This is a genomic window from Saccharopolyspora sp. NPDC045941 (genome assembly GCF_056431445.1).
The window spans coordinates 144,412-169,297 of sequence record NZ_JBWKKU010000005.1 but is presented as its reverse complement, the minus strand read 5'-3'; the positions used below and the strand labels follow the sequence as shown (position 1 = coordinate 169,297).

The 24,886-nt window shown below is 70.9% G+C and carries 24 protein-coding genes; 6 read left to right on the top strand and 18 right to left on the bottom strand.

The genetic code is table 11. From position 1 onward, the window contains the following. Positions 1 to 108: 108 nt before the first annotated feature. The 10 genes from AC07FN_RS06055 to AC07FN_RS06010 all read right to left on the bottom strand — a co-directional run bounded on the left by AC07FN_RS06055 (position 109) and on the right by AC07FN_RS06010 (position 10,049). Positions 109 to 696 (bottom strand): TetR/AcrR family transcriptional regulator, encoded by a 588-nt coding sequence (locus tag AC07FN_RS06055; protein WP_478394611.1) that lies wholly within the window; start codon positions 694 to 696, stop codon positions 109 to 111. 98 nt (positions 697 to 794) lie between these two features. After that, positions 795 to 1,988, bottom strand: a complete 1,194-nt coding sequence (locus tag AC07FN_RS06050; RefSeq protein ID WP_478394610.1) for a GNAT family N-acetyltransferase — start codon at positions 1,986 to 1,988, stop codon at positions 795 to 797. 43 nt (positions 1,989 to 2,031) lie between these two features. After that, positions 2,032 to 2,541, bottom strand: coding sequence for a DUF4333 domain-containing protein (locus AC07FN_RS06045; RefSeq protein ID WP_478394609.1), 510 nt, complete (start codon positions 2,539 to 2,541; stop codon positions 2,032 to 2,034). A gap of 165 nt (positions 2,542 to 2,706) precedes the next feature. Beyond that, entirely contained in the window at positions 2,707 to 5,484 is a 2,778-nt protein-coding gene (locus tag AC07FN_RS06040) for a DEAD/DEAH box helicase (protein WP_478394608.1), read from the bottom strand. 66 nt (positions 5,485 to 5,550) lie between these two features. After that, positions 5,551 to 6,432: a diacylglycerol/lipid kinase family protein gene (locus AC07FN_RS06035; protein WP_358571185.1), complete on the bottom strand. Its 882-nt coding sequence runs from the start codon at positions 6,430 to 6,432 to the stop codon at positions 5,551 to 5,553. Positions 6,433 to 6,549: 117 nt separating this feature from the next. Further along, positions 6,550 to 7,422, bottom strand: coding sequence for a twin-arginine translocase subunit TatC (gene tatC / locus AC07FN_RS06030; RefSeq protein WP_478394607.1), 873 nt, complete (start codon positions 7,420 to 7,422; stop codon positions 6,550 to 6,552). A gap of 104 nt (positions 7,423 to 7,526) precedes the next feature. After that, positions 7,527 to 7,799, bottom strand: coding sequence for a Sec-independent protein translocase subunit TatA (gene tatA / locus AC07FN_RS06025; RefSeq protein ID WP_358388060.1), 273 nt, complete (start codon positions 7,797 to 7,799; stop codon positions 7,527 to 7,529). A 78-nt stretch (positions 7,800 to 7,877) separates the two neighbouring features. After that, complete coding sequence (locus tag AC07FN_RS06020) at positions 7,878 to 8,078, bottom strand: bacteriophage holin (RefSeq protein WP_132480650.1); 201 nt, start codon at positions 8,076 to 8,078, stop codon at positions 7,878 to 7,880. Between the two features lie 19 nt (positions 8,079 to 8,097). Beyond that, positions 8,098 to 9,069, bottom strand: a complete 972-nt coding sequence (locus AC07FN_RS06015; protein WP_478394606.1) for a helix-turn-helix transcriptional regulator — start codon at positions 9,067 to 9,069, stop codon at positions 8,098 to 8,100. Beyond that, entirely contained in the window at positions 9,066 to 10,049 is a 984-nt protein-coding gene (locus tag AC07FN_RS06010) for a helix-turn-helix transcriptional regulator (RefSeq protein ID WP_478394605.1), read from the bottom strand. Before AC07FN_RS06010 ends, AC07FN_RS06015 begins: the two co-directional genes overlap by 4 nt. Before the next feature lie 145 nt (positions 10,050 to 10,194). Here AC07FN_RS06010 and AC07FN_RS06005 point away from each other — a divergent pair, with 145 nt between their 5' ends. The 3 genes from AC07FN_RS06005 to AC07FN_RS05995 all read left to right on the top strand — a co-directional run bounded on the left by AC07FN_RS06005 (position 10,195) and on the right by AC07FN_RS05995 (position 13,114). Continuing rightward, positions 10,195 to 11,826, top strand: coding sequence for an SMI1/KNR4 family protein (locus AC07FN_RS06005; protein WP_478394604.1), 1,632 nt, complete (start codon positions 10,195 to 10,197; stop codon positions 11,824 to 11,826). 144 nt (positions 11,827 to 11,970) lie between these two features. Next, the gene (locus AC07FN_RS06000) at positions 11,971 to 12,369 is read left to right on the top strand and encodes an ABC transporter permease (RefSeq protein WP_478394603.1); all 399 of its coding nucleotides are present in this window, start codon (positions 11,971 to 11,973) and stop codon (positions 12,367 to 12,369) included. Positions 12,370 to 12,415: 46 nt separating this feature from the next. Next, positions 12,416 to 13,114, top strand: a complete 699-nt coding sequence (locus tag AC07FN_RS05995) for an SDR family oxidoreductase (protein WP_478394602.1) — start codon at positions 12,416 to 12,418, stop codon at positions 13,112 to 13,114. A 69-nt stretch (positions 13,115 to 13,183) separates the two neighbouring features. Here AC07FN_RS05995 and pafA read toward each other — a convergent pair whose 3' ends face one another. The 5 genes from pafA to dop all read right to left on the bottom strand — a co-directional run bounded on the left by pafA (position 13,184) and on the right by dop (position 18,500). Next, a complete protein-coding gene (pafA, locus tag AC07FN_RS05990; protein WP_132480544.1) occupies positions 13,184 to 14,542 on the bottom strand; it encodes a Pup--protein ligase in 1,359 nt (452 codons plus the stop codon). Positions 14,543 to 14,855: 313 nt separating this feature from the next. After that, positions 14,856 to 15,611, bottom strand: a complete 756-nt coding sequence (prcA, locus tag AC07FN_RS05985; protein ID WP_478394601.1) for a proteasome subunit alpha — start codon at positions 15,609 to 15,611, stop codon at positions 14,856 to 14,858. 73 nt (positions 15,612 to 15,684) lie between these two features. Next, positions 15,685 to 16,518 carry a proteasome subunit beta gene (gene prcB, locus AC07FN_RS05980; RefSeq protein ID WP_478394600.1) on the bottom strand — a complete coding sequence of 278 codons (834 nt, stop codon included), beginning with the start codon at positions 16,516 to 16,518 and terminating at the stop codon, positions 15,685 to 15,687. Positions 16,519 to 16,647: 129 nt separating this feature from the next. After that, complete coding sequence (locus AC07FN_RS05975) at positions 16,648 to 16,839, bottom strand: ubiquitin-like protein Pup (RefSeq protein ID WP_010310552.1); 192 nt, start codon at positions 16,837 to 16,839, stop codon at positions 16,648 to 16,650. A gap of 161 nt (positions 16,840 to 17,000) precedes the next feature. Then, positions 17,001 to 18,500 (bottom strand): depupylase/deamidase Dop, encoded by a 1,500-nt coding sequence (dop, locus tag AC07FN_RS05970; RefSeq protein WP_452613843.1) that lies wholly within the window; start codon positions 18,498 to 18,500, stop codon positions 17,001 to 17,003. A gap of 117 nt (positions 18,501 to 18,617) precedes the next feature. On the opposite strand from dop, the gene AC07FN_RS05965 reads away from it, so the two are divergent. Then, positions 18,618 to 19,127: an NUDIX hydrolase gene (locus AC07FN_RS05965; protein ID WP_478394599.1), complete on the top strand. Its 510-nt coding sequence runs from the start codon at positions 18,618 to 18,620 to the stop codon at positions 19,125 to 19,127. A gap of 75 nt (positions 19,128 to 19,202) precedes the next feature. Here AC07FN_RS05965 and AC07FN_RS05960 read toward each other — a convergent pair whose 3' ends face one another. Together AC07FN_RS05960 and arc are read right to left on the bottom strand one after the other, a co-directional pair. Further along, positions 19,203 to 20,153 carry an aldo/keto reductase gene (locus tag AC07FN_RS05960; protein ID WP_478394598.1) on the bottom strand — a complete coding sequence of 317 codons (951 nt, stop codon included), beginning with the start codon at positions 20,151 to 20,153 and terminating at the stop codon, positions 19,203 to 19,205. 80 nt (positions 20,154 to 20,233) lie between these two features. After that, entirely contained in the window at positions 20,234 to 22,024 is a 1,791-nt protein-coding gene (gene arc / locus AC07FN_RS05955; protein WP_358571066.1) for a proteasome ATPase, read from the bottom strand. A 510-nt stretch (positions 22,025 to 22,534) separates the two neighbouring features. Between arc and AC07FN_RS05950 the strand changes: the two genes are divergently transcribed. Beyond that, positions 22,535 to 23,182 carry an Rv0361 family membrane protein gene (locus AC07FN_RS05950; protein ID WP_478394597.1) on the top strand — a complete coding sequence of 216 codons (648 nt, stop codon included), beginning with the start codon at positions 22,535 to 22,537 and terminating at the stop codon, positions 23,180 to 23,182. A 37-nt stretch (positions 23,183 to 23,219) separates the two neighbouring features. Further along, positions 23,220 to 23,972, top strand: coding sequence for a hypothetical protein (locus AC07FN_RS05945; protein WP_478394596.1), 753 nt, complete (start codon positions 23,220 to 23,222; stop codon positions 23,970 to 23,972). Between the two features lie 54 nt (positions 23,973 to 24,026). Here AC07FN_RS05945 and AC07FN_RS05940 read toward each other — a convergent pair whose 3' ends face one another. Then, on the bottom strand, positions 24,027 to 24,860 hold the full coding sequence (locus AC07FN_RS05940; protein WP_478394595.1) for a tRNA (adenine-N1)-methyltransferase: 834 nt from the start codon (positions 24,858 to 24,860) through the stop codon (positions 24,027 to 24,029). Positions 24,861 to 24,886: the final 26 nt, after the last annotated feature.

Here is a 24,886-nt window from a genome sequence, read left to right as displayed (position 1 = left end):
ACACCCTTCGTCAGTCCACTGTGGAGTTATACTGGAGGTGACGGTCGAACTCGATCGGGTCGTGCGCGCAGAACACGTCGATCCGGCCCCGGTAGGCGGTCACGAGCATCACGCCTGCTCCACCTTAACGCCCTCCAGCAGGTCGGCCAGCTGATCGCCCACCGTCCGCAGCGCCGCGACATCCCGCTGGACCTTGCAGAGCAGGAGCGCGCCTTCGAGCATCGACAACGCGATCACCGCGAGCTCCTCCGCCCGCGCCGCCGGAATCCCCCAGCCGGCGAACGCCGCCGTCAGACCTACCAGCCAGGTCCCGTACGCGCCGTCGCACGCCGACCTGACGTCCGGACTGTCCGCGCTCGCCTCCAGCGCCACGGTGGCCACCGGGCATCCCCTGCTGAAGTCCGATTCCTCCAGCGCCTGCGCGAAGTGCGCCATCATCGCCGCCACGGCCTCGCGCGGCCCGCTCGCCTCCGCCAGCACCGCGGCCAGCAGCTCCGCCACCTGCCGCCCGGACGCCTCGACGGCCTCGGCGGCGAGCTGTTGCTTGCCGCCCGGGAAGTGGAAGTACAGCGAGCCCCGCGGCGCCTCGGCCTCGGCGAGCACCTGGTTGACGCCCGTGGCGTGGTAGCCCTGCCGCCGGAACAGCTCCACCGCGGTGTCGAGCATCTGCTGCTTCGTCTGCGCGCCTTTCCTCACACAGGAAATATGACACTCGGTCTACATATTTTCAAGCCGGACGTGCCGCACCGCGCGTGCTTCGGGCCGCCGCAGCAGCCCGAAGCACGCGCGAGCGGTCAGAAATTGGTGCCGCACCAAGGCGTTTCGGCCGCGGCGAACAGCCGGTCCGCCGCGGCGACCGCCGCCGGGTCACGCGCCTCGATCCGGCCGGCCGCCACCAGCCCCGACGCCTTCTGGTCGCCCAGGTACAGCGCCGCGAGCGCCGCAACGTCCAGGACGAGCTGGGGTTTGTCGGAACACCGGTCCACGCCGTCCGGGCCGACCCGGTAACCGCCGTCGTTGTGCGGCAGGAACTCGTCCCGGACCTCGATCACCACCGAATCGGCCGGGCCGAAGGTCCGCGCCCGCAACGCTTCGAGCACGTCCACCAGGCGCAGCCACAGGTCGTCGTCGACGCTGGTGACCCGGCACTGGCGACGATCCGCCAGCCACCACTCCAGCGGCTCGTCCAGCGGCCGGTTGTGGCCCACCACCCGGTCCACCAGGTCGACCCCGAGCAGGAACCGCCACAGCTGGACCGCCGCCGTCGCGCTCGCCGACTTCAGATCGTAGACCTGCAGCGTGCTGACGTCGTCGGCTTTCTTCGCCTCGTACAAGGCAAAGCCGTCGTCCAGGCCGTCGCCATCGGTGTGCACCGCGGTCAGGACGCCGTCGCCGAGCCACGACCGCTGCCCCACCCACCACGCGTCGTCCCGGCCGATCTGCCCCGGCCGGTCCTGGGCGCAGCGCTGGTAGATCGCGGGCAGGATCGGCGCCGCCGCGTCCGGGTCCAGCACCCGCACCCGGCCGCCGACCGGCGCACCCGCCCGCAGCGCCGCCCGGCGGCGGTCTAATTCCACCGTGCGGCTGCGGCTGACCACGCCGTAGCCGTACCGCTCGTAGATCACCGCTTCCGAGGCGTGCAGCATCGCCACCGCCTCGCCGCGCCGCCGCGCGTCTTCGAGCTGCTCCCGCATCAACGACGTGAGCAGTCCGCGCCGCGTCTGGTCGGCGCGAACGCCGACCCCGGTCACCGCGCCGACCGGGAGCCTGCGCCCGCCGGGCACCGTGACGACGTTCGTCGTCGCCATCGCCGTGCCCGCAAGCGCGCCGTCGACGAACGCGCCCAGCACCCGCCCCGGCTCGTAGCGCCCGGAGCTCTGCTCCCACTCCTCGTCCTTCGACGGGCGCCACAGCAGGGCGCGGCGGAACAGATCGTGGGCTTCGCGGAACTCCGATTTGGCCAGGGGCCGCACTTCATGACCGGTCACACCCACGATCTTCCCGGCCGGATCCGCCCGGGTCGACCGATTTTCACCTGGGGTGGCCGACCTCGTAGACGCCCTTCTCGTTCTTCACCGTCACGGTCACGGTCTTGGGCTGCGAATCGACGGTGACCTTGCAGTCGAAGCGGTGCCCGACGGCCACCCGCTGCCCCGCGGGGCAGCTGACCTGACCGACCCCGGTCATGCCGTAGGAACTCCGCAGCGTCTGCAAAACGCCCTTCTCGACGCTGGCCGAGTCGAAGACCGGTTTCACGAACCAGCCCGGCGTGATGAAGCCGAGGACCAGCACCGCGAGGACGAGGATCACCGCGATGATGGCGGCGAGCACCCACGGCAGCGCCGAACGCTTCTTCTTCGGCCCGAACTCGTCGAACTGGCCGAAGCCGCCCTGTTGCGGGAACTGGGCGCCGCCGGGCGGGTACGGCCGGCCGTAGCCGTACTGCTGCGGCGGCGGCGCTTGCGGCGGTGGCGGTGGTTGCGGCGGCTGCTGCGGCGCGAAACCACCTGGCTGCGGATAGCCCGGCGCCGCCGGCTGCATCCCAGGGCCCTGGGGTTGCTGCCCCCACTGGGGATAGCCCCCCGGCGGACCGTAAGGGGACGACACATGTACCTCCGGACGATTCTTCACCTGACCGACGTTCCCGACGCCAGGAAATCCAACCACAACCGACCGGCCGCCCGAATCGGCCGGGCGGCCGCCGTGTCATACGGCGCCGGCGGCGACCACACCTCGCCGGATCGCGGTGACCGCCTTCGCCGCCGCCGAACCCACCGGGTCCGCCACGCCGACGACCTCGCGGACCTGGTCGAGCAGGTCGATGACCTGGCGGCACCAGCGCACGAAGTCGCCCGCCGACAGCTCGTGCCCGCTGGACTCGGCGGCGGTGAGCACCTTCTCCAGCGACTCGCCGCGCGCCCAGCGGAACACCGGCCAGGCGAAACCGGCGTCCGGCTCGCGCGTGCGGTCCAGCTTGTGCCGCCGCTCGTCGTCCTCCAGCTCCGCCCACAGCCGCCAGGTGGCGGCCAGCGCGTCGCTGATCGGGCCAGAGGGCACCTGCGGCGCCAGCCCCTCCCGCCGCGACTCGTAGACCAGCGACGACATCACGGCCGCCAGCTCGGCCGGGCCCAGCCCGCGCCACGTCCCGACCCGCAGGCACTCGGCGGCCAGCAGGTCCGACTCGCTGTAGAGCCGGGACAGCCGCCGCCCGTGCTGGGTGACCTGGCCCTCCGACGAGCCCGCCACCGGTAGATAGTCCCGTTCGGTCAGCAGCCCGACGATCCGGTCGAAGGACCTGGCCAGCGAGTGCGTGGTCGCGGCGACCTTGCGCCGCAGGTTCTCGTTCTCACCGCGCAGCCGCTCGTAGCGCTCGGCCCACCGGGCGTGGCTCTCGCGCTCGTCGCAGCCGTGGCACGGGTGCGCCTTCAGCGCCCGCCGCAGCGTCGCCAGCTCCGCGTCGTCGGTCGCGTCGGAACGCCGCCTGCCGCGCCCGCCGGAGGCTTCGAGGCCGGTGTTGCGCAGCGAGGACGCTAGATCGCGCCGCGACCTCGGCGATCGGGTGTCGACGTGCTTCGGCAGCTTCATCTTGCCCAGCGGCTCCACCGGCGAGGTGAAGTCGGCGACCGACAGCCGCCCCGACCAGCGGTCCTCGGTGACCACCAGCGGCCGCGGCTCGCCCATCGGCTCCAGGCCCGGGTCGATCACCACCGCGAGCCCCGCCCGGCGCCCGGCGGGCACCGAGATCACGTCGCCCTTGCGCAGCTTCTCCAGCGACTTGGCAGCCTCCGCGCGCCGCGACTGCCGGTTCTGCCTGGCCAGGTGCTTCTCCCGCTCGGAAATGCGGCGGCGCAGGTCGAAGTACTCCTCGAAGTCGCCCAGGTGGCAGTGCATCGACTCGGCGTAGCCGGTGAGCGCCTCGCTGTTGCGGTCCACGCGCCGCGACAGCCCGACCACCGACCGGTCGGCCTGGAACTGCGCGAACGACTGCTCCAGCAGTTCCCGCGCGGCGTCCTGGCCGACGCGCTGCACGAGGTTGACGGCCATGTTGTAGCCGGGCCGGAACGACGAGCGCAGCGGGTACGTGCGGGTGGAGGCCAGCCCGGCGACCTGCTTCGGGTCGATGCCCGGCTGCCAGACGACCACCGCGTGGCCCTCGATGTCGATGCCGCGCCGCCCGGCCCGGCCGGTGAGCTGCGTGTACTCGCCGGGGCTGAGGTCCACGTGCGATTCGCCGTTGAACTTCACCAGCCGCTCCAGCACCACCGTGCGGGCGGGCATGTTGATGCCCAGCGCCAGCGTCTCGGTGGCGAACACGGCCTTGACGAGGCCGCGGACGAACAGCTCCTCGACGGTCTCCTTGAACGCCGGCAGCAGCCCCGCGTGGTGCGCGGCCAGCCCGCGCTCCAGCGCCTCCCGCCACTCCCAGAAGCCCAGCACCGCCAGGTCGCTCTCCGGCAGGTTGGCGGTGTGCTCGTCGATCACCTCGCGGATCTCGTCGATCTCCGCCTCGGTGGTCAGCCGCAGGCCCGACCGCATGCACTGGGCGACGGCCTGGTCGCAGCCGTTGCGGCTGAAGATGAACACGATCGCCGGCAGCAGCCCGGCCGCGTCCAGGCTGGTCAGCATCTCCACCCGCGACGGCGGGGAGAACCGGGGCGGGCGCGGGCCCTTGCGCTTGGCGTTCGGCCCGCCGCGCCGGCCGCCGTAGGGCAGGTGCACGCGGGCGAGCTGCTGGGTGTGCCGCAGCAGGTTCGGGTTGATCTGCAGTTCCCGGTCCGCGGTCTCGCCGCCGAAGAGGTCGAACATCCGGGAGCCGACCTGCATGTGCTGCCACAACGGCACCGGCCGGTGCTCGTCGACGACCACCGTGGTGTCGCCGCGCACCTCCTGCAGCCACTCGCCGAACTCCTCGGCGTTGCTCACCGTCGCCGACAGGCTCGCGACCTGCACGTATTCCGGCAGGTGCAGGATCACTTCCTCCCACACCGCGCCGCGGAAGCGGTCGGCGAGGTAGTGCACCTCGTCCATCACGACGTAACCGAGCTGGTCGAGGCTGCGGGAACCCGCGTAGAGCATGTTGCGCAGCACCTCGGTGGTCATCACGACCACCTGCGCCTCGCCGTTGATCGAGGTGTCGCCGGTCAGCAGCCCGACCGCGTCGCTACCGTGCCGCTCGCACAGGTCGGCGTACTTCTGGTTGGACAGCGCCTTGATCGGCGTGGTGTAGAAGCACTTCCGGCCCTCCTTGAGCGCGAGGTGCACGGCGAACTCGCCGACCACGGTCTTGCCGGCGCCGGTGGGCGCGCACACCAGGACGCCGCGCCCTGCCTCCAGGGCCTGGCAGGCGGTGTTCTGGAACGGGTCGAGTTCGAAGGACATCCCCCCGGCGAACTCCGCTAGCGCGGGATGCGCGCTGCGGCGGGTGTGCGCCTGGAAGGCGTCGGCCGGGGACAGCTTGGTGGGGTTGGAACGGCTGGCAGCCACACCCCAAGGTTTTCACATCACCCCGACCGCCGTCGCGGTTGGCTGATTCCGGTTGATGCGGGCAGCTCACGAACCCACGACGGTGAGCGCGCCGGGGACGCAGCGCATGCTCAGCGGCAGGCGGGCCTGCGGTTCTCCGTCCGCGTAGGCCATCCAGCCGTTCTCACCGCCCAGCCGCACGCGCTGCGCCCGCAGCGTGAGCACCGCCGGGTGCTCGACGTGCCGCCCGGTCCGCAGCGACGGCAGGATCCGCACCAGGTCGCGCCGGGCGACCTCGCCGACCACCGTCAGGTCGAGGAGCCCGTCGCGCGCATCGGCGTCCGGGCAGACCGGGATGCCGCCGCCGTAGCAGGCGGTGTTGCCGACCGCGACGAGCGTGGCGATCAGCTCCGTCGTGCCCGCGTCGGTCTCCACCCGCAGCGGCATCGGCCGCAGGCCCAGCAGCTCGCGCACCACCGCCAGGTCGTACCGGCGCTGTCCGCGCGGCCAGCGCATCCGGTTCGCCCGCGCGTTGACCCGCGAGTCGAATCCGGCGCACAAGACCGTCGCGAACCAGCCGCCGCCCGCGACCTTGCCGAGATCGATGCGGCGCCGCTCGCCCGCGCGCAACGCCTCCGCCACCGCCCGCGCCGCCGCGACCGGGTCGCGCGGCACGCCGAGCCCTCGGGCCAGGTCGTTGCCGGTCCCGGCCGGGATCAGGGCCAAAGCCGTCGCCGACTCCGCGCACGCCTGCACCGCCAGGTGCGCGACGCCGTCGCCGCCCACCACCGCGAGCACATCGGCGCCGTCGGCCACCGCCCGCTTCGCGGCGTCGGCGGTGCCCCGGGCGTCGGCGGCGAGCACGGTCTTCACGTCGCAGACGCCGCGAAGGTGGCCGACGAGTTCGCCGACCACCTTCGCGGAGAGTCCACCACCGGCAGCAGGGTTGATCACCAGGACGCAGCGCACGAGGCAAGATCCTTGCCCACGCACCCCTGCCTTGGCCAGTGCCCCAGCTCCCGTTGCCGAGCTGTGCCGCAATTTCCATTGAAATCGAACCTCTGATTTCAATGGAAATTGCGGATCTCAGGTCGCGTCGTCGTGCTGCTTCGGGGTCGCGGACGGCGTGGTGTCCAGATCGGAGGCCCGGAAGTCGACGTTCGACGCCTCGTCCGGGCTGAGCCCCGCCAGGCCCTGCCCCTCGAGCTTCTTGGCCCGGCGCTTGTCGTTGAACTTGCAGATCACCATCGCGACGGTGAACAGCACGCACAGCGCGGCCGCCAGCGCCAGCATCGAGAACGGGTCCTGCCCCGGCGTGGCGATCGCGGCGAACACGAACAGCGCGAAGACCAGGCCCCGCCACCAGCTCTTCAGCTTGGCGTAGCTGACGATGCCGGCCAGGTTGAGCATCACCAGGATCAGCGGCAGCTCGAAGCTCACGCCGAAGATCACCAGCAGGAGCAGCATGAAGCTGATGTACTTGCCACCGGTGAGCGCCGTGAAGAACGCGTCCCCGCCGAACCCGGACATGAACCCCAGCGCGGTCGGCAGGATGTAGTAGGCGAGCACCGCGCCCGCGACGAACAGCACGGTCGCGCAGGCGACGAACAGCCGGGCGAACCTGCGCTCCTTGGCGTACAGCCCGGGCGTGATGAACGCCCACAGCTGGTAGAGCCACACCGGGCTGAACAGCACCGCGCCCACCGACACGCCGACCTTCAGGGTCAGCATGAAGATCTCGAACGGCTCGGTCTGCAGCAGCTGGCACGTCCCGTTCGGGCTGAGCCGTTGGGTGACGGGCAGCTGGCAGTACGGCTCCAGCAGGACATCGCTGAGCGTGGGCAGCCCGTAAATCGAGTTGGAGAACCACCAGATCCCGAAGATCGCGCCGACCGTCACCGCCACCACGGCCACGCCCAACCGGTACCGCAGCTCGTAGAGGTGATCGACGAGCGTCATGGTGCCGTCGGGGTTGTGCCTACGGCCCCACCGACGGCGACCTTTGCGGAACGGGTTCAGGCGCCCCAGTGCACTGGCACCCACCTTGTTGTTCCCGTCCTCAGTCAGTTCTTGGAGTCGTTGCGCTGCTTCTCGTCGACCGTGGACGTGACCGGGGGCGCGCTCGGCTCACCGGAGGTCAGCTCCGGCTTCGGCTCCCGCTCGGCCTTCTCCTTCTTGGCCGCTTCCTCGTCCTGCTTCATGCCACGCGCCTCAGCCTTGAAAACACGCGCCGACTGGCCGAGCGAACGGGCCATCTGCGGGAGCTTGGTGGCACCGAAGAGCAGCACCAAGACCAAGACGATGAGGATCAGTTCCCAGCCACCTGGCAAACCCATTCGTGTCCAACCTTTCGTGATGTCCCTGCAGGCGCAATGGTACGCAAGACGGGAGTCGACAAATAGGGCCGTTGCGCGTCACCGGTTGCGACGTTGGGCGAACGCCACCTTCAAACCGGCCACGCGAGCCTTCACCAGGCCGCTGCGGTCGTCGATGTCGTGGAACACCTGCCGCTGCACGGCTTTGAACCTGCGCAGCTCCCGGAACAGCCGGACCAGCAGCAGCGCGAGCAGGACCAGGCCCACGACCAGCAGGACGAGACTCCACACGTACGGCACGTCGGTAACGGTATCCCGCTCAGGTGGACGGAAGGTGACGCGCCCGCGTCAACGCGTCTTCCGCACGTTGACGCACGTCACACGCCAGCTCGTCGGGGCTGAGCACCCGCGCCTGGCCGCCCAGGCCCAGCAGCAGCCGGGTCATCCACGACCGGTCCGAGTAGCGCATCCGCACCCTGGCCCGGCCCTGCGGCAGCTCGACGAGCTCGTCGACCGGGTAGTACTCGGCCACCCAGCGCGCGTCGGGCTCCAGCTCGACCTCGGCGACGAGCTGGTCCGGCGCCGGCCGGAACAGCCCCTCCGAGACGTCGGTCGGCTCGGCCTCCGACGGCGGCTGCGCGGCCTCGGCCAGCACCTCGACGTCGTCGATGCGGTCCAGCCGGAACATCCGCACCCCGGCCGCGCTGCGGCACCAGGCCTCCAGGTAGCTGCGCCCGTCGATGAGCAGCAGCCGCATCGGGTCGACGGTCCGCTCGCTGATCTCGTCGCGGGAGGCCGTGTAGTAGCGCATCCGCAGCGCGCGGCGGCGGGTCGTCGCGTCCTGCACCGCCGACCGCACGCCCGGCCGCACCGCGCCTTCCCGGCCTTCCAGCCCGACCACCACGCCGGCCGGGCGAGCCTGCCCGACCGCGTTCTCCACCTTGGCCAGGGCGCGCTGCACCGCGTCGGTGTCCGCGATGCCCGGGGTGTCGGCCAGCGCTCGCAGCGCCACCAGCAGCGCCGTCGCCTCGGACGCGGTGAGCCGCAGCGGCCGCCGCATGCCCGCGTCGTAGGTGACGGTGATCGAGTCGCTCTCGAAGGACAGGTCGATCAGGTCGCCGGGCCCGTAGCCCGGCAGCCCGCACATCCAGAGCAGCTCCAGGTCCTTGCGCAGCTGCTGCTCGGTGACGCCGAAGTCGGCGGCGGCGTCGGTGATCGGGATGCCCGGCCGGCTCAGCAGGTACGGCACCAGCGCCAGCAGCCTGGGCAGCCGTTGGGTCGCGCTCGTCATCGGCCCTCCCCCACCTGGTCGACGACGTCCAGGTGGATCTCGTGCACCGTCTTGCGCAGCGTGTCCGGCTCCAGCACCACGACGTCCGGCCCGTACCCGGCGAGCCAGCTCGCCGCGGACTCCGGGTAGTTCAGGTCGATCTCCAGCACGTCGCCCTCGTCGCCGCCGATCTCCATCCGGTCCACGACGGTCGCCCGGCGCCGCAGCCCCTGCGCGCGGCCTGCCGCGGCCCACACCCGGGCCAGCGTGGCCGGTGGCGGCTCGCGGTGCTCGCCGGCGACGAACCGCAGCAGGTCGGTGTCCGGCGGGCGCTGCACCTGCCCGGTGGGGCCCACCGCCTTGGCCTGCCCCTGGATCCGGGACAGCCGGAAGCAGCGCGGCGCCTGCCGGTCGCGGTCGTGCCCGACCAAGTACCAGCGGCCGCGCCAGGACACCACGCCCCACGGCTCGACGGTGCGGCGGTGCACATCGGGGCTGCTCGGGCGCCGGTAGTCGAACTCCACCACCCGGCCCGCCTGCACCGCGGCCAGCAGCGGCGCGAACGCCGGTTCGCTGGTGCGCACCTTCGGCTCGACCGCCGCCGAGGAGCGCTCGTCGACGTCGACCCCGGCGGCGCGCAGCTTCAGCAGCGCGCCCCGGGCCGCCGAGGTGAACTCCGGGGAGTCCCACAGCCGCACCGCTAGCGCGACCGCAGCGGCCTCGTCGGGTTCCAGGTCGATGTCGCCGAGCTCGTAGTCGCGGCGGGCGATCCGGTAGCCGTCGGCGGCGTCGAAGGCGGAGTTGCGCCCGGTCTCCAGCGGGATGCCCAGGTCGCGCAGCTCGGCCTTGTCTCGTTCGAAGGTCCGGAAGAAGGCCTCGTCGGTGGGCGCGCCGGCATAACCCGGCACGATCGCCCGGATCCGCTCAGCGGTGAGGTACTGGCGCGTCGACAGCAGGCACAGCACCAGGTTCACCAAGCGTTCAGCACGCACAGTGGCCACTTCGAAAGCCTAGCCCCGCTGTATTCGATCATGTGTTTGGGTCCGGTGCGCGATGCGTCCAGCGGTGCAGCCGGGACCGATGTGGTGGCGGTGCGGTAAGAAGACTTGCCCCCGCACGCACCCCGACCGGAAGCCGGAGCCGTCCTTGCCGACCGAGCACGATGCCGAGACGCTCGCGGCGCTGCGCGCGATCGCCGAACAGATCGCCGCCGCCGCGCCCCAGGGTTGGCGACGCGCGGTGCTGCGCGGATTCGCCACGGGCGGAAGCGGTTCCGGTCACCACGGGTTCTGGTACGAGCCGGAGCCGCGCGACGGGACCGGCGAGCTCGACCTGCACGAGGCGTTGTGCCGGGTGCACGAGCTGGAGCGGGCCGGGGACCGGCTGAGCATCGAGCTGGTGGTCCGCCCGAACGGCAGGTTCGAGGCGCTCACCAGCGAATCGCTGCGGCGTCCGACCCGGTCCGACCGCACGGGTTTCACCTACCTGCTGCGCCCCGGCGAACTGCCCGCCGAGCCCGCCGACTTCCAACCGGGGCCGGCGGACCCGACGCAGGCCGGCGACCCGCTGCAGGCGCTGGAGCTGCTGGACGGCTATCTCGCGCGGCGCGCCGAGATCCTCGACCGCCCCGAGCGGCTGCCGCAACCGCTGGGCGCGGACGAGCGGGAGTTCCTCGAAGACCGGCTGCCGGTGCCGCTGCCCGCGGATCTCCGGGCGCTGTACGGCCGGATCAACGGCGACCGGCGCGCCGGCCTGCTGCACGGGCACGAATGGCTCGGGCTGAACAAGGTAGTCGCGTTGAGCGACCCGGCGGACCGCTGGTGGGCGGCGCGCGACTGGGAGCGGCTGCTGTTCCGGGAGCTCCGCTACGACTCCCGGCCGGCCGGCACGGTGCGCCGGGCGGTGGACCGCCCCGGCTGGCTCCCGTTCGCGCACGACACGGGCGGCGCCTTCCTTGCGGTGGACATGGATCCCGGCCCCAACGGCCGGCCGGGACAGGTGATCCGCGTCGGCATGCGCCACGACGACGGTCCGGTCTACGTCGCCGACTCGGTGACCAGCCTGCTCCAGCGCCACGTCGACGCGCTGGCGGACTACTCCTACCAGTACCGCGGCGGCGAGCTGCGGTTGTTCATGGCGGCGGAGCCGGAGCCCGCCGAAGGCCGCGAACTGCGGGTGGAGGGCGATTCGGCCCGGCTGCGCGACATTCCCCCGGCGGTCCAGCGGCTCGTCATCGCCAACGCCGACCGGGTCGACCTGGCGCCGCTGCGCGGTGCGCCGTCGCTGCTCGAAGTGGAGCTGATCGACTGCCCGGCCGCCGACCTCTCCGCGCTGCGCGACACCCCGGTCGAGGTGCTGACCGCCGAGCTCGACAGCATCGATCTCGCGCCGCTGGCCGCGCACCCGACGCTGCGGGTGCTGCGGCTGGCCACCGGCCGGCCGGTCGACCTGAGCCCGCTGCGCGACTGCCCGCGGCTGTACGGACTGGACCTGGCCCGGGCCGAGATCGGCGACGTGGCCGTGCTGACCGAATTGGACGGCGTGCGCCACCTCAGGCTCAACGAGCGCCAGTGGGACACGTTGCGGGAGACGGCGTCCCACCCGGCGGGCCTGGCCGCCGCCGAGCTGAGCGGTTCGCCGGGGCTGCGCAACGCGGCCGCGTGGGCCGAAACCCTCGTCGACGAACCGGATCTCCGCTACACCCGGAGCCGGTACGAGCCACCGGCGGGCCCACGCACCTCGCTGTGGCGGCGGCTGCTGCGGCTGCGGCGACCCTGACGCCTTGACCGGATCACCATAGCGGCGCCTGGCACCTGGAGCCGCGGTTCCAGGTGCGGGAGGAGGCCGCGATCCGCTACGTGCGCGGCCGCTTCCAGGGCTGGGACTACGTGGACCTGAGCCGGATCGCGGGGCAAGTCGCGCGTGCTCGCCGACACCGCGCTCGTGGCGTGGTGCCTGGTCGTGTGCGTGGTGGTCGCCGTCGCCATCGGCTTCCGGGTGCACACCGACGCCGGACCCGCACTCCTCGCGCTGCTGCTGATCGTGCTGTTCGGCATGGCGTTCGTGTGGGTGTTCGCCGCGCTCGGCCTGCTGTCCTCGGGCAATCCGCAGGCCGCGCAGGGGCTGGGTTTCCTGGTGCTGCCGCTCAGCTTCGCCTCCAGCGCCTTCGTGCCGGTCAACACAATGCCCGGCTGGCTGCAGGTGATCGCCGGCCACCAACGGGTCACGGTCGTGATCAACGCCGTCCGCACCCTGACCCGGGGAAGCCCGGCCGAAGCGCTGCTGGCGCACGACCCCAGGGTTGATTTCGATCGACACTGAAGCATTCGTAGACATGAAAGATATTCACCGAGCGTAGGGTGTCGGCATGTCAGACCCCGTCATGCTGATCACCGGAGCGTCGCGCGGCATCGGCGCGGCCACCGCCCGCGCCGCCGCGGCGGCCGGCTACCGCCTCGCCCTGCTCGCCCGCTCCGCGGACTCCCTGGCCCCGCTGGTCGACGAGCTGGGCGACGACGTGCTCGCTCTGCCCTGCGACATCACCGACTGGCCCGCGCTCTCCGCCGCCGTGCAAAGCGTCGAGGACCACTTCGGGCGCCTGGACGCGGCGTTCGGCAACGCCGGGCTGAGCTTGGAGACGTCGTTCCTGGGCAATGGCGGCGCGAACCCCGAGCAGTGGCGCGACATGGTCCTGACGAACGTCTACGGCGCCGCCATCACCGCCCGCGCGGCGCTACCGGCGCTCACCCGCACGAGCGGCCACCTGCTGCTGACCGGCTCGAACGCCGGCCGCGGCATCCGCCCCGGGAACCTCTACTCCGCGACCAAGTGGGCGGTCACGGGCCTGGCGCAGAACATCCGCGCCGAATGCGTGGGCACCGGCGTCCGGGTCACCCTCGTCCAGCCGGGCATGGTCGAGACCAAGATGACGGCGTCCGTCCAGGACGTCCCGAAGCTCCGCGCGGAGGACATCGCCAACGCCGTCCTCTACGCCCTCCGCCAGCCCCCTGGCGTCGATGTCAACGAAGTGGTCATCCGCCCGGTCGGCCAAGACCCGAACCGCTGAGCCCCGCCGCAGAAGAGGCGCCCCGCACCGAGCTGCTCGGTGCGGGGCGCCTTCGTCCGGAAGCGCGGGTCACAGCGAACTGATCAAGCGCTCCACCCGCTCGTCGACCGCCCGGAACGGGTCCTTGCACAGGACGGTCCGCTGCGCCTGGTCGTTGAGCTTCAGGTGCACCCAGTCCACGGTGAAGTCCCGGCCCGCGGCCTGCGCGGCGGCGATGAAGTCACCGCGCAGCTTCGCCCGCGTGCTCTGCGGCGGCGTGTCCTTGGCCGCCTCGATCTCGCCGTCCTCGGTCGCCCGGTCCACCAGGTCCTTGCGCTGCAGCATGTCGAACAGCCCGCGGCCCTGGCGGATGTCGTGGTAGGCGAGGTCGAGCTGGGCGATGCGCGGGCTGGACAGCTCCAGACCGTGCTTGTTGCGGTACCGCTCCAGCAGCCGGTGCTTGATCGCCCAGTCGATCTCCCGGTCGATCAGCGAGAAGTCCTGCTGCTCGATCGCGTCCAGCGTCCGGCCCCACAGCTCCAGGATCCGCTCGGTCATCGGGTCCGAACCGCGCCGTGCCACGTGGTCGACCGCCCGGCCGTAGTACTCCCGCTGGATGTCCAGCGCGGACGCCTCCCGGCCGCCGGCCAGCCGCACCGTGCGCCGCCCGGTGAGGTCGTGGCTGATCTCCCGGATCGCGCGGATCGGGTTGTCCAGGCTGAAGTCCCGGAACTGCACGCCCTGCTCGACCATCTCCAGCACCAGGTTCGCCGAGCCGACCTTGAGCAGCGTGGTCACCTCGGACATGTTGGAGTCGCCGACGATGACGTGCAGCCGCCGGTACCGCTCGGCGTCGGCGTGCGGCTCGTCGCGGGTGTTGATGATCGGCCGCGAGCGGGTCGTCGCGCTGGAGACGCCCTCCCAGATGTGCTCGGCGCGCTGCGACAGGCAGTACACCGCGCCGCGCGGGGTCTGCAGCACCTTCCCGGCGCCGCAGATGAGCTGGCGGGTCACCAGGAACGGCAGCAGCACGTCGGCGATCCGGGAGAACTCCCCGGACCGGCCGACCAGGTAGTTCTCGTGGCAGCCGTAGGAGTTGCCCGCCGAGTCGGTGTTGTTCTTGAACAGGAAGATGTCCCCGCCGATGCCCTCGTCGGACAACCGGCGTTCGGCGTCGATGAGCAGGTCCTCCAGGATCCGCTCGCCCGCCTTGTCGTGGGTGACGAGCTGGACGAGGTCGTCGCATTCCGCCGTGGCGTACTCCGGATGCGAGCCCACGTCGAGGTAGAGCCGGGCCCCGTTGCGGAGGAAGACGTTCGACGACCTTCCCCACGACACGACCCGCCGGAACAGGTACCTGGCCACCTCGTCCGGGGACAGTCGCCGCTGCCCGTGGAACGTGCAGGTGACCCCGAACTCGGTTTCGATGCCGAAGATCCGCCGCTGCATGCTTCCACACTAGGCGCAAACAGGGCTTCTCGGCGGTCCGCCGTTCGGGCACCGGTAGTGCGTTTCTCACGCGGGACCGGTTGCACCGCGTCATCACGCCCACCGGCCGGCCCGGCACAGCTCGGCGCGCGACCGCCGCCAGGCCGACCCGCATCGCACCAGAGGTGCTCAACGACACCAGGAACCACAGCATCTTGTGGCCACCAACCGAATCCGGGCCAGGCACGAGCGGCGGGCGGCCGTCCGGGGAGCCCGGACAGCGGTGGAGGGCACCTCCTCGCCGGAAGATGCCCTCCACCCGTGGCCCAGGGGACTACTTGTCCTTCTTGGTCTCATCCTCGGAATCGCCGTCGGCGGATTCCGCTTCGGACTCCGGCTCCTTCACCGGGAGCAGCGCCGTCAGCGCCGCGCCCTGGATGCGGCGGAAGGTGCGGTGCGGCCGGACGCGGTCGAGCACCGCCACCTCGAGCTGGCCCATGCCCAGCTCCCGGGTGCTGTCCCCGCCCGAGGACAGCGCCTCGACCGCGAGCTTCGTCGCGTCGGCCAGTTCCAGACCGTCGCTGAACGAATCCTTCAGCGTGCTCGCGATCGCCTCGGCCTGGCCGCCCATCACGACGTACTGCGGCTCGTCCACGATGGACCCGTCGTAGGTCAGCCGGTACAGCTGGTCCGTCTCGGCGGTGAAACCGACCTCCGCCACGCAGATCTCCACCTCGAACGGCTTGATCTGCTCGGTGAAGATCGCGCCGAGGTGCTGGGCGTAGGTGTTGGCCAGCGACCGGCCGGTGACGTCGCGGCGGTCGTAGGAATACCCGCGGACGTCGGCGATGCGCACGCCGGCGACCCGCAGCGCCTCGAACTCGCTGTAGCGGCCCACCGCGGCGAATCCGATGCGGTCGTAGATCTCGGAGACCTTGTGCAGCGTCGGAGACGGGTTCTCGGCGACGAACAGCACGCCACCGGCGTACTTCAGCACCACCACGCTGCGGCCCCGCGCGATGCCCTTGCGGGCCAGCTCGGAACGCTCCCGCATCAACTGCTCGGGAGAGGTGTAGAACGGCATCGTCACGGCTGTGCACTCCTGGTTCGAATCTGCTCGCTCGGGCAGGCGTGATCGGGGCCCGGGGCACCGGGCCGCGGCGTCAGCCGCCGGGGTTCTCCAACCGGCCGTTGATCACCTCGGTGGCGACCTCGGCCGTCCGCTCCTCGGGCACCCGCACGGCGCCGTCCGCGGCGGTGATGGTGATGACCGACGGGAAGATGCGCCGGGACACGTCGGGGCCGCCGGTGGCGGAGTCGTCGTCCGCCGCGTCGTAGAGGGCCTCGACGGCCGTGCGCACGGCGGCGTCGGCGTCGGCGTCCGGGTCGTAGCGCTTCTTCAGCGCCGACTTCGCGAACAGCGAACCCGAACCGACCGCGTGGTAACCGCCGACCTCGTCGTACCGGCCGCCGACGACGTCGTAGGAGACGATCCGGCCGGCCCGCTCGGGGTCGTCGGCGTCGAGGTCGTACCCGGCGAACAGCGGCACCACCGCGAGGCCCTGCATCGCGGCCTGGAGGTTGCCGCGCAGCATGTTGGCCAGCCGGTTCGCCTTGCCGTCCAACGAGAGCGAGACGCCTTCGAGCTTCTCGTAGTGCTCCAGCTCCACCGCGTACAGCTTGACGAGCTCCTGCGCGACCCCGGCGGTGCCCGCGATGCCGACCGCCGAGTAGGCGTCGGTGACGAACAGCTTCTCCATGTCCCGCTGGGCGATCAGGTTGCCCATGGTGGCTCGGCGGTCACCGGCCAGCAGGACGCCGCCGCGGAAGGTCACCGCGACGATCGTGGTGCCGTGCGGGGCCTGCACGGTGCCTTCCGGCACCTTGCGGCCGCCGGGCAGCAGTTCGGGCGCGGTCGCGCGGAGGAAGTCGGTGAACGAGTAAGACCCCGGCGTGAGGTAGGCGGCGGGCAGGGCCTGGCCCGAGCTCGGATCCATCAGCGACATCGTCTCCCGATCGAAGGGCTTTCGACTTCAACAGCACTTTAGTCATGATCCGGCGCGCAGCCGACAACGCCGGGCCGGAGTTTCCCGGCCCGGCGTCGACGTCACGACCGGGCCCGCGGGCTACTGGCCGCCCTTCTGCACGTAGGCGCGGACGAAGTCCTCGGCGTTCTCCTCCAGGACGTCGTCGATCTCGTCCAGGATGGCGTCGACGTCCTCGCCGAGCTTTTCGCGACGTTCCTGACCGGCGGCCTCCGGACCCTGCTCTTCGTCGCCTTCGCCGCCGCCGTGCCGCTGAACCTTTTCCTGGGACATCTTGCCTCCCGGTGCTCGCCTTGCGGATGTTCTCCCGGCAGTGGGGACACCCTGCTGTGAACACTACCCATCCGACACCCGTTCGCCCACGTCCAGCCGGGCGTCATTTCGATCATCCACACCGGGCTGACGTGCACGAAACGTGTTCACCGGCCGGTGGATCAGCCCTTCGTCAGCGAGTCGACCAGTTCTTCGGCGCTGGCCGCCGCCTCCAGCAGGGCGCCCACGTGGGCCTTGGTGCCGCGCAGCGGTTCCAACGTCGGGATGCGCACCAGGGATTCCCGGCCCAGGTCGAAGATGACCGAATCCCAGGACGCCGCGGCCACCTCCGACGGGTAGCGCTCCAGGCACCGGCCGCGGAAGTAGGCGCGGGTGTCCTCCGGCGGCGTGGCCACCGCGTCCCGCACCTCCTCCTCGCTGACCAGGCGCTTCATCGAGCCGCGCGCGACCAGCCGGTTGTACAGGCCCTTGTCCAGGCGGACGTCGGAGTACTGCAGGTCGACCATGTGCAGCCGCGGCGACGCCCAGCCCAGGCCGTCACGGGCCCGGTAGCTCTCCATGAGCCGGAGCTTGGCGGGCCAGTCCAGCCGGTCGGCGCAGTCCATCGGGTCGCCGCCGAGCAGGTCCAGCACCTCGCCCCAGGTGTCCAGCACGTCGCGGGCGGGGCGCTCGGCGCCGTGCTCGTCGAGGTGCCGGGCGGCGCGCTCGTGGTAGGCGCGCTGCAGGTCCAGGCCGGTGAACCGGCGCCCGTCGGTGAGCTCGACGGTCTGCTTGAGGGTCGGGTCGTGGCTGATCAGGTGCACCGCCTGCACCGGGTCGGCCAGCTTCAGGTCGTCGAAGCGCTGCCCGGACTCGATCATGTCCAGCACCAGCGCGGTGGCGCCGAGCTTGAGGTAGGTGGAGGTCTCCGCGAGGTTGGCGTCGCCGATGATGACGTGCAGCCGCCGGTACTTGTCGGCGTCGGCGTGCGGCTCGTCGCGGGTGTTGATGATGCCGCGCTTGAGCGTCGTCTCGAGGCCGACCTCGACCTCGATGTAGTCGGAGCGCTGGGAGAGCTGGAAGCCGGCCTTCTCCCCCGCCTGGCCGATGCCGACGCGCCCCGAACCGCAGATCACCTGGCGGGACGCGAAGAACGGGGTCAGGCCGCCGATCACCGAGGTGAACGGGGTGCTGCGGGACATCAGGTAGTTCTCGTGGGTGCCGTAGCTGGCGCCCTTGCCGTCGACGTTGTTCTTGTACAGCTGGATCGGCGCGCTGCCGGGCACGCTGGCGGCCCGGATCGCCGCCTCCTCCATGACGCGCTCACCGGCCTTGTCCCAGATGACCGCGTCGCGCGGGTTGGTCACCTCGGGCGCCGAGTACTCGGGGTGCGCGTGGTCGACGTACAGCCGCGCGCCGTTGGTCAGGATGACGTTGGCCGCCCCGAGGTCGTCGCCGTCCGATCCGTTGGTCTGCTGCGCCGCTGTGCTGAGGTCGAAACCGCGGGCGTCGCGCAACGGCGACTCGACCTCGTAGTCCCAGCGGGCGCGCCGCGCCCGCGGGATGTCGGCCGCCGCCGCGTAGGCCAGCACGATGTGCGTGGAGGTCAGCACCGGGTTGGCGCCGGAATCGCCCGGCACGACGATGCCGTACTCCACCTCGGTTCCCATGATCCGCCGCATACCTCGCAGCGTACGGGGTCTCACCGACCAAGCGGAGTGCTGCGCGCCACAGGGATCCGAGTCGACCCGATTCGGCGCAACGCGTGTGCCTCGAAGGGAGGGTGCGACGATTGGGCCATGAGCGCGGGCGAGGAATCGGTGGCGGTGTACGACGCGGCCGGGCGTGTCGTGGGCAGCGCGACGCGGCGGCGGATGCGCGCGGAGGGCCTCTGGCACGCGGTCGGCGAGGTGCTCGTGCTGTCGCCGGACCGCGGCGAGGTCTACGTGCACCGCCGCACCGACACCAAGGACATCTACCCCGGCATGCACGACTGCTGGGCCGGCGGTGTGGTCGCCGCCGGGGAGGCCCCGGAAGTCACCGCCAAGCGCGAACTGGCCGAAGAACTCGGCGTGCACGAGGCGCCGATCCGGCCCCTGTTCCAGACCGTGCACGAACTGGGCAGCGTGCGGTTCCACGCGTTCCTCTACGAGGCGCTGTGGGACGGCCCGATCGTCCACCAGCCGGAAGAGGTCGCCGAGGGCTGGTGGATGCCCCTGGGCGAGCTCCGCGAGCGCCTGAACGACCCCGGGTGGCCGTTCGTGCCCGACGGCCGCCAGTTCGCCGAGGAGTGGTTCACCCGGCCGTGACCGGAGGTCCGCAATTTCCATTGAAATCGAACCTTCGATTTCAATGGAAATTGCGGATCGACTGGTGAGCGGGGCTCAGTGCCAGGGGAGTTCGGCTCGTTCGCCCCAGTAGGTCGCGGCGTCGCGGGCCAGCCGGCTCAGCGCGTCGACGTCCTGGTCGGTGAGCTCCACCCGGCAGGCCGCCAGGTTCGACTCCAGCTGCTCGACGCTCGCCGCGCCGACGAGCACCACGTCGGCCCAGGGCTGGCGCAGGACGTGCGCGAGCGCGATGGCGTCGGTGCCCACCCCGTGCCGGTCGGCGACCCTGGTGAGCTCCGCGGGCGGATCCACCGCGAGCCGCCCGTTCGCCAGGGTTTCCTTCACCAGCACCCGCCAGCCGCCGGTGTGCGCCTCGGCCAGGAAGCGGCTCGCGGACGGCTCCAGGGTGTTCCAAGTGGACTGCACGGCGCTGAACAGCTGCCGCCCGCCCACCTCGATCTCCCAGGCGCGCTCGATGGTCTCGCCCTGCGCCGCGCCGCTGGTGGAGAAGCCCAGCTGCACCCCGGCGTCCCGGATCCGCGCCAGCTCGTGCTGCAGCGCCAGGTCGTCGAACAGCGGGCTGCTGGTGGTCAGCGAATGCACCTGGTAGAGGTCGATGCGGTCGCCGAGCAGCGTCCGCGTCTCGGCCCACTGGGTGCGCAGGCGTTCCACCGAGTGCTCCTTGACCTCGTGCACCTCGGTCTCGATGCGCCACTGCGCGACGTAGGCGTACCCCCACTTGCTGGAGACCGCGACGTCCTGGTGGCCGCGTTCGCGCAGCCAGTCCGCGAGGAACTGCTCGGCGCTGCCGTAGGAGCGGGCCGTGTCCACCCAGCGGATCCCGTTGGCGTACGCGGCGTCCAGCACCGTCCGGGTGCGTTCCCGCATCGCCTGCGCGGTGCGCTGCACGGGCAGCACGGCGGTGCGACCGACGTTGATGTACGCGGGCCTGCCGAGCGCGGCGAGGCCGAGTCCTAGGCGCTGCACCGATCGTTGCGCTGGGAGCATGCCTGGAACCTAACCTCTGTCGGCCTGCGGCACAGCTCGGGGCCGCCACCCCCGCGGGGATGGCGGCCCTGAGCTCGGCCTTACAGGTACTGGCCCGTGTTCGTGGCCGTGTCGATCGCTCGGCCGGATTCCTGGCTCTTCCCGCTGACCAGGGTGCGGATGTAGACGATCCGCTCGCCCTTCTTGCCGGAGATGCGGGCCCAGTCGTCCGGGTTGGTGGTGTTGGGCAGGTCCTCGTTCTCGGCGAACTCGTCGACGATGGCGTCCTGCAGGTGCTGCACGCGCAGGCCCGGCTGGCGGGTCTCCAGCACCGACTTGATGGCCGCCTTCTTCGCCCGGTCCACGATGTTCTGGATCATCGCGCCCGAGTTGAAGTCCTTGAAGTACAGGACTTCCTTGTCGCCGTTGGCGTAGGTGACCTCCAGGAACCGGTTCTCCTCGGTCTCGGCGTACATCCGCTCGACCGTGGTCTGGATCATCGCCTCCACGCACGCGCCCTTGTCGCCGCCGAACTCCTTGAGGTCTTCCTCGTGGATCGGCAGTTCCTTGGTCAGGTACTTGGAGAAGATGTCCTTCGCCGACTCCGCGTCCGGACGCTCGATCTTGATCTTCACATCCAGCCGCCCCGGCCGCAGGATCGCCGGGTCGATCATGTCCTCGCGGTTGGAGGCGCCGATGACGATGACGTTCTCCAGCCCTTCGACACCGTCGATCTCGCTGAGCAGCTGCGGCACGATGGTCGTCTCCACGTCGGAGGAGACGCCGCTGCCGCGGGTCCGGAAGATCGAGTCCATCTCGTCGAAGAACACGATCACCGGGGTGCCCTCGGAGGCCTTCTCCCGCGCCCGCTGGAAGATCAGCCGGATGTGCCGCTCGGTTTCGCCGACGAACTTGTTGAGGAGTTCGGGGCCCTTGATGTTCAGGAAGAAGGACTTGGCATGGCCGTCGTCGTCGCCGCGCGCGGCGGCGACCTGCTTCGCCAGCGAGTTGGCGACGGCCTTGGCGATCAGCGTCTTGCCGCAGCCCGGCGGGCCGTACAGCAACACGCCCTTCGGCGGCCGCAGCTGGTACTCGATGTAGAGGTCGGAGTGCAGGAACGGCAGCTCCACCGCGTCCCGGATCTGCTCGATCTGGCCGGCCAGCCCACCGATGTCCTGGTACCCGACGTCGGGCACCTCCTCCAGCACGAGGTCTTCGACCTCGGCCTTCGGCACCACGTCGTAGGCGTAGCCCGCCTTGCTGTCGATCAGCACCGAGTCGCCGGCCTTCAGCCCGGACGCGGCCAGCGGTTCGGTGACCCACACGACGCGTTCCTCGTCGGTGTGGCCCAGCACCAGCGCCCGGGGGCTCTCCCCGGCACCGCTGGACAGGAGCTCCCGGAAGGTGCAGACCTCACCGGTTCGCTCGAACGCACCAGCCTCCACCACAGTCAGGGCCTCGTTGAGGCGCACCGACTGGCCCAGTCTCAGTTCCTCCGTCTCGACGTTGGGTGACACCGCCACCCGCATCTTGCGACCAGACGTGAACACGTCGACCGTGCTGTCCTCGTAGCCGTGCAGGAAGACCCCGTAACCGCTGGGGGGCTGCGCGAGGCGGTCGACTTCTTCGCGCAGCGCCATCAGCTGGCCCCGCGCTTCCTTCAGGGTCTCGGTGAGTTTGGCGTTCCGTTCGGTGAGCTGGCTCACTCTCTCGGATGCCTCGGCCAGCCGCTTTTCCAGCAACCGGGCCTGTTGGGGAGACTCGTTGAGCCTGCGGCGCAGCAGTGCAACCTCGTCTTCCAGGAGACGAATCTGGCTGCGGAGTTCTGCGGAGCCACCGCTGTACTGCTCGCCGCCCTCCTCAGGCCGGCTGCCGGGACGGTCGTGCTGCATGTCGGCACCCTCCTCCCGTGCTCGTACCACCACGGTACCGGCGATCACCGACGACGGCGGCGTCGTTGATGCCCGCCGGATCGCCCAGCGTGCCACAAAAATCCGCGAATACCCATGAGGCGGGCCAGGTTGGCGCCAGCGGGTCGCGTTTCGGCCGGGCGGGGCGGACACGTTGCGTTGACGATCATGGTCCGTTCGATACGTTCCCGATCGGACGACGCACCCCCCACGAGCACCGGTTTTCCGTTGCGCCACGCGGATCGGGAGCGGTCGGCGGGCATCCGGGTTAACCGATCCGGCAACCGGGTGGCGTTGCGACCACCCGACTGCGAGCGCATCCGGCACTTCTCCCATCATTTGGAACAACTGCCCCTGGACGCCACTCCAGCCCGGCGAATTCCCCATGACGATTGAGTGCCGAAAAGTCCACTCCGTGCACCACGCGTCGCGGGCTCTGATCTACTTACGGCCGCCGAAAGCAGCAACGCACCACCACTCCGGGGAGGAGCCATGACCTATCCGCCGCAGCAGCCTGGACAGGGCGGGTGGGGCCAGCAACCCGCGGGCAACGGGTTCCCTCAGCAGGGTCCGCCGGAAACCCCGCAGCAGCAGCCCGCCTGGTACGGCAACCAGCACACCGGCTGGGGCCAGCAGGGCCCGGACCAGCAGCAGGCGCCCATGGCCCCCCAGTGGGGCAGCGAGTTCGGCCCCGGCTCCTGGATCCAGGAGCCCAACGGCTTCGCCGACATCGAGCCGCCGCAGCGGAAGAAGTCGAAGCTGCCGCTGATCCTCGGCCTGGTCGGGGCGCTGGTCGTCCTCGCAGGGGCCGGCGTCGGGGTGTTCTTCTGGCTGAACAGCGGGCCCGGCGAGGCCCGGCCGGTCGCGCAGGAGGTCGTCCAGAAGGTCAACGCCGGCGACTTCAACGGCGTGAGCAGCCTGTTCTGCGACTCCAACAAGACCGAGCTGAGCAAGGCGATGAGCCAGCTCCGCCAGTGGAAGTTCAACGTCAAGCTCGGCGAGGTGACCGAGCGTGGCGACCAGGCCACCGCAAAGTTGACCGGAACCTACGAGGCCGACGGATCGTCCACACCGGTGGACCAGACGATGGGCCTGGTCGTGGAGGACGGCACCTGGAAGGTCTGCCAGCTCGACCAGTGAGCCCGCAGCAAGAGCATGTGAGCAAGGGGGAGGACCCATGACGTACCCACCGCAGCAGCCGCCCGGGCAGGGCGGCTGGGGGCAGCAGCCCGGCGGCCAGTACCCGCCCAGCGGTGGCCAGCCGCAGCAGGGCTTCGGCGGCCAGCCGGGCGGCGCGTACCCGCAGAGCGGCGGCCAGCCCCAGCAGGGCGGCGCGTACCCGCAGAGCGGCCCGCAGCCGCAGCAGGGCTTCGGCCAGCAGCCCCCGTACCCGCCGCAGGGCGGCGGCTTCGGTCAGCCTGGCTTCGACGCGCCGAAGAAGAAGTCCCCGCTGCCGTGGATCCTGGGCGGCATCGGGGGCCTCCTCGTGATCGGCCTGGTGATCACCCTGGTGATCGTCTTCACCGGCGGCCCCGGCGACCCCCGCAAGGTCGCCCAGCAGGGCATCGACGCGATCAACCAGAAGGACTTCGCCAGCCTGCAGCCGCTCTCCTGCAAGAAGGAGCAGGAGAAGTTCCAGGAGATGCTGGACACCTTCGAGGGCAAGAGCTCCGAGTTCCAGGACCTCAAGGAGTTCGGCCTCACCGACGCCGACATCCAGAAGCTGATCGACGGCATGAAGATCGAGATGAAGCTGGGCGAGGTCAAGGACAACGGCGACAACACCGCCACGGCCAAGGTCTCCGGCAACATCAGCATCACCGCCGACGTCGAGATCATGGGCCAGAACGTGGCCGACCTGATGCCCGACCAGCAGATCGACGAGGACATGAAGATGATCGTCGAAGACGGTTCCTGGAAGTTCTGCTGATCGAACCCCGATCACGTGAGAAGGCCCGCCCCGTCCGGGGCGGGCCTTTCGCGTTCAGCCCTTGCTGGGGCGGCGCTGGACCCGGGGCGGGGTCACGCCATCCGCCAGGCGGCGGGTCGTCAGGAGGAACGCCGTGTGCGCCACCATCCGGTGGTCCGGGCGGACCGCCATGCCCACCACGTGCCACGGGCGCAGCAGCGTTTCCCAGGACTGGGGTTCCGTCCAGTTCTGCTGCTCGCGGATCGCCTCCGTGATCCGGGACAGCTGGGTCGTCGTGGCCACGTAGACGACCAGGACGCCGCCGGGCAGCAGCTTCTCGTGGACCTTGTCCAGGACGTCCCACGGCGCGAGCATGTCGAGCACCACCCGGTCGACCGGATCGCCGTCGTACTCCTGGACGTCGCCCAGCTGCAGCGTCCAGTTGTCCGGCTTGTCGCCGAAGAAGCGCCGCACGTTGCGCTCCGCGTGCTCCGCGTGGTCCTCGCGCACCTCGAACGACGTCACGCTGCCCTCGGGGCCGACCGCGCGCAGCAGGGAGCAGCTCAGCGCGCCCGATCCGGCACCCGCCTCCAGCACCCGCGCGCCCGGGCGGATGTCGCCCCACATGAGGATCTGCGCCGCGTCCTTCGGGTAGATGACCTGGGCGCCGCGCGGCATCGACAGCACGTAGTCGGCCAGCAGCGGCCGCAGCGCCAGGAACGACGTGCCGCCCGCCGAGGTCACCACCGAGCCCTCCGGCTTGCCGATCAGGTCGTCGTGCGCGAGGCCACCGCGGTGCGTGTGGTACTCCCCTCCCTGCTCCAGGACGACCGTGTACTTCCGGCCCTTCGGGTCGGTCAACTGGACCCGGTCGCCGGGCTGGAACTCACCGCTGACGGTGCTGCTCAACTGCTGCCTACCTTCTCCACGCTGGT

Coding starts and splice junctions, on each gene's coding strand:
- AC07FN_RS06045 (WP_478394609.1), bottom strand. CDS start 2,541: ATGCAGCCGGCGGCGCCGGGCTATCCGCAGCCAGGTGGTTTCGCGCCG.
- tatC (WP_478394607.1), bottom strand. CDS start 7,422: ATGACGCTCGTCGATCACCTCTACGAGCTGCGGTACCGGTTGGGCGTG.
- tatA (WP_358388060.1), bottom strand. CDS start 7,799: ATGGGTTTGCCAGGTGGCTGGGAACTGATCCTCATCGTCTTGGTCTTG.
- AC07FN_RS06015 (WP_478394606.1), bottom strand. CDS start 9,069: ATGACGAGCGCGACCCAACGGCTGCCCAGGCTGCTGGCGCTGGTGCCG.
- AC07FN_RS05995 (WP_478394602.1), top strand. CDS start 12,416: ATGTCAGACCCCGTCATGCTGATCACCGGAGCGTCGCGCGGCATCGGC.
- pafA (WP_132480544.1), bottom strand. CDS start 14,542: ATGCAGCGGCGGATCTTCGGCATCGAAACCGAGTTCGGGGTCACCTGC.
- prcB (WP_478394600.1), bottom strand. CDS start 16,518: ATGGATCCGAGCTCGGGCCAGGCCCTGCCCGCCGCCTACCTCACGCCG.
- AC07FN_RS05975 (WP_010310552.1), bottom strand. CDS start 16,839: ATGTCCCAGGAAAAGGTTCAGCGGCACGGCGGCGGCGAAGGCGACGAA.
- dop (WP_452613843.1), bottom strand. CDS start 18,500: ATGCGGCGGATCATGGGAACCGAGGTGGAGTACGGCATCGTCGTGCCG.
- AC07FN_RS05965 (WP_478394599.1), top strand. CDS start 18,618: ATGAGCGCGGGCGAGGAATCGGTGGCGGTGTACGACGCGGCCGGGCGT.
- AC07FN_RS05960 (WP_478394598.1), bottom strand. CDS start 20,153: ATGCTCCCAGCGCAACGATCGGTGCAGCGCCTAGGACTCGGCCTCGCC.
- arc (WP_358571066.1), bottom strand. CDS start 22,024: ATGCAGCACGACCGTCCCGGCAGCCGGCCTGAGGAGGGCGGCGAGCAG.
- AC07FN_RS05950 (WP_478394597.1), top strand. CDS start 22,535: ATGACCTATCCGCCGCAGCAGCCTGGACAGGGCGGGTGGGGCCAGCAA.
- AC07FN_RS05945 (WP_478394596.1), top strand. CDS start 23,220: ATGACGTACCCACCGCAGCAGCCGCCCGGGCAGGGCGGCTGGGGGCAG.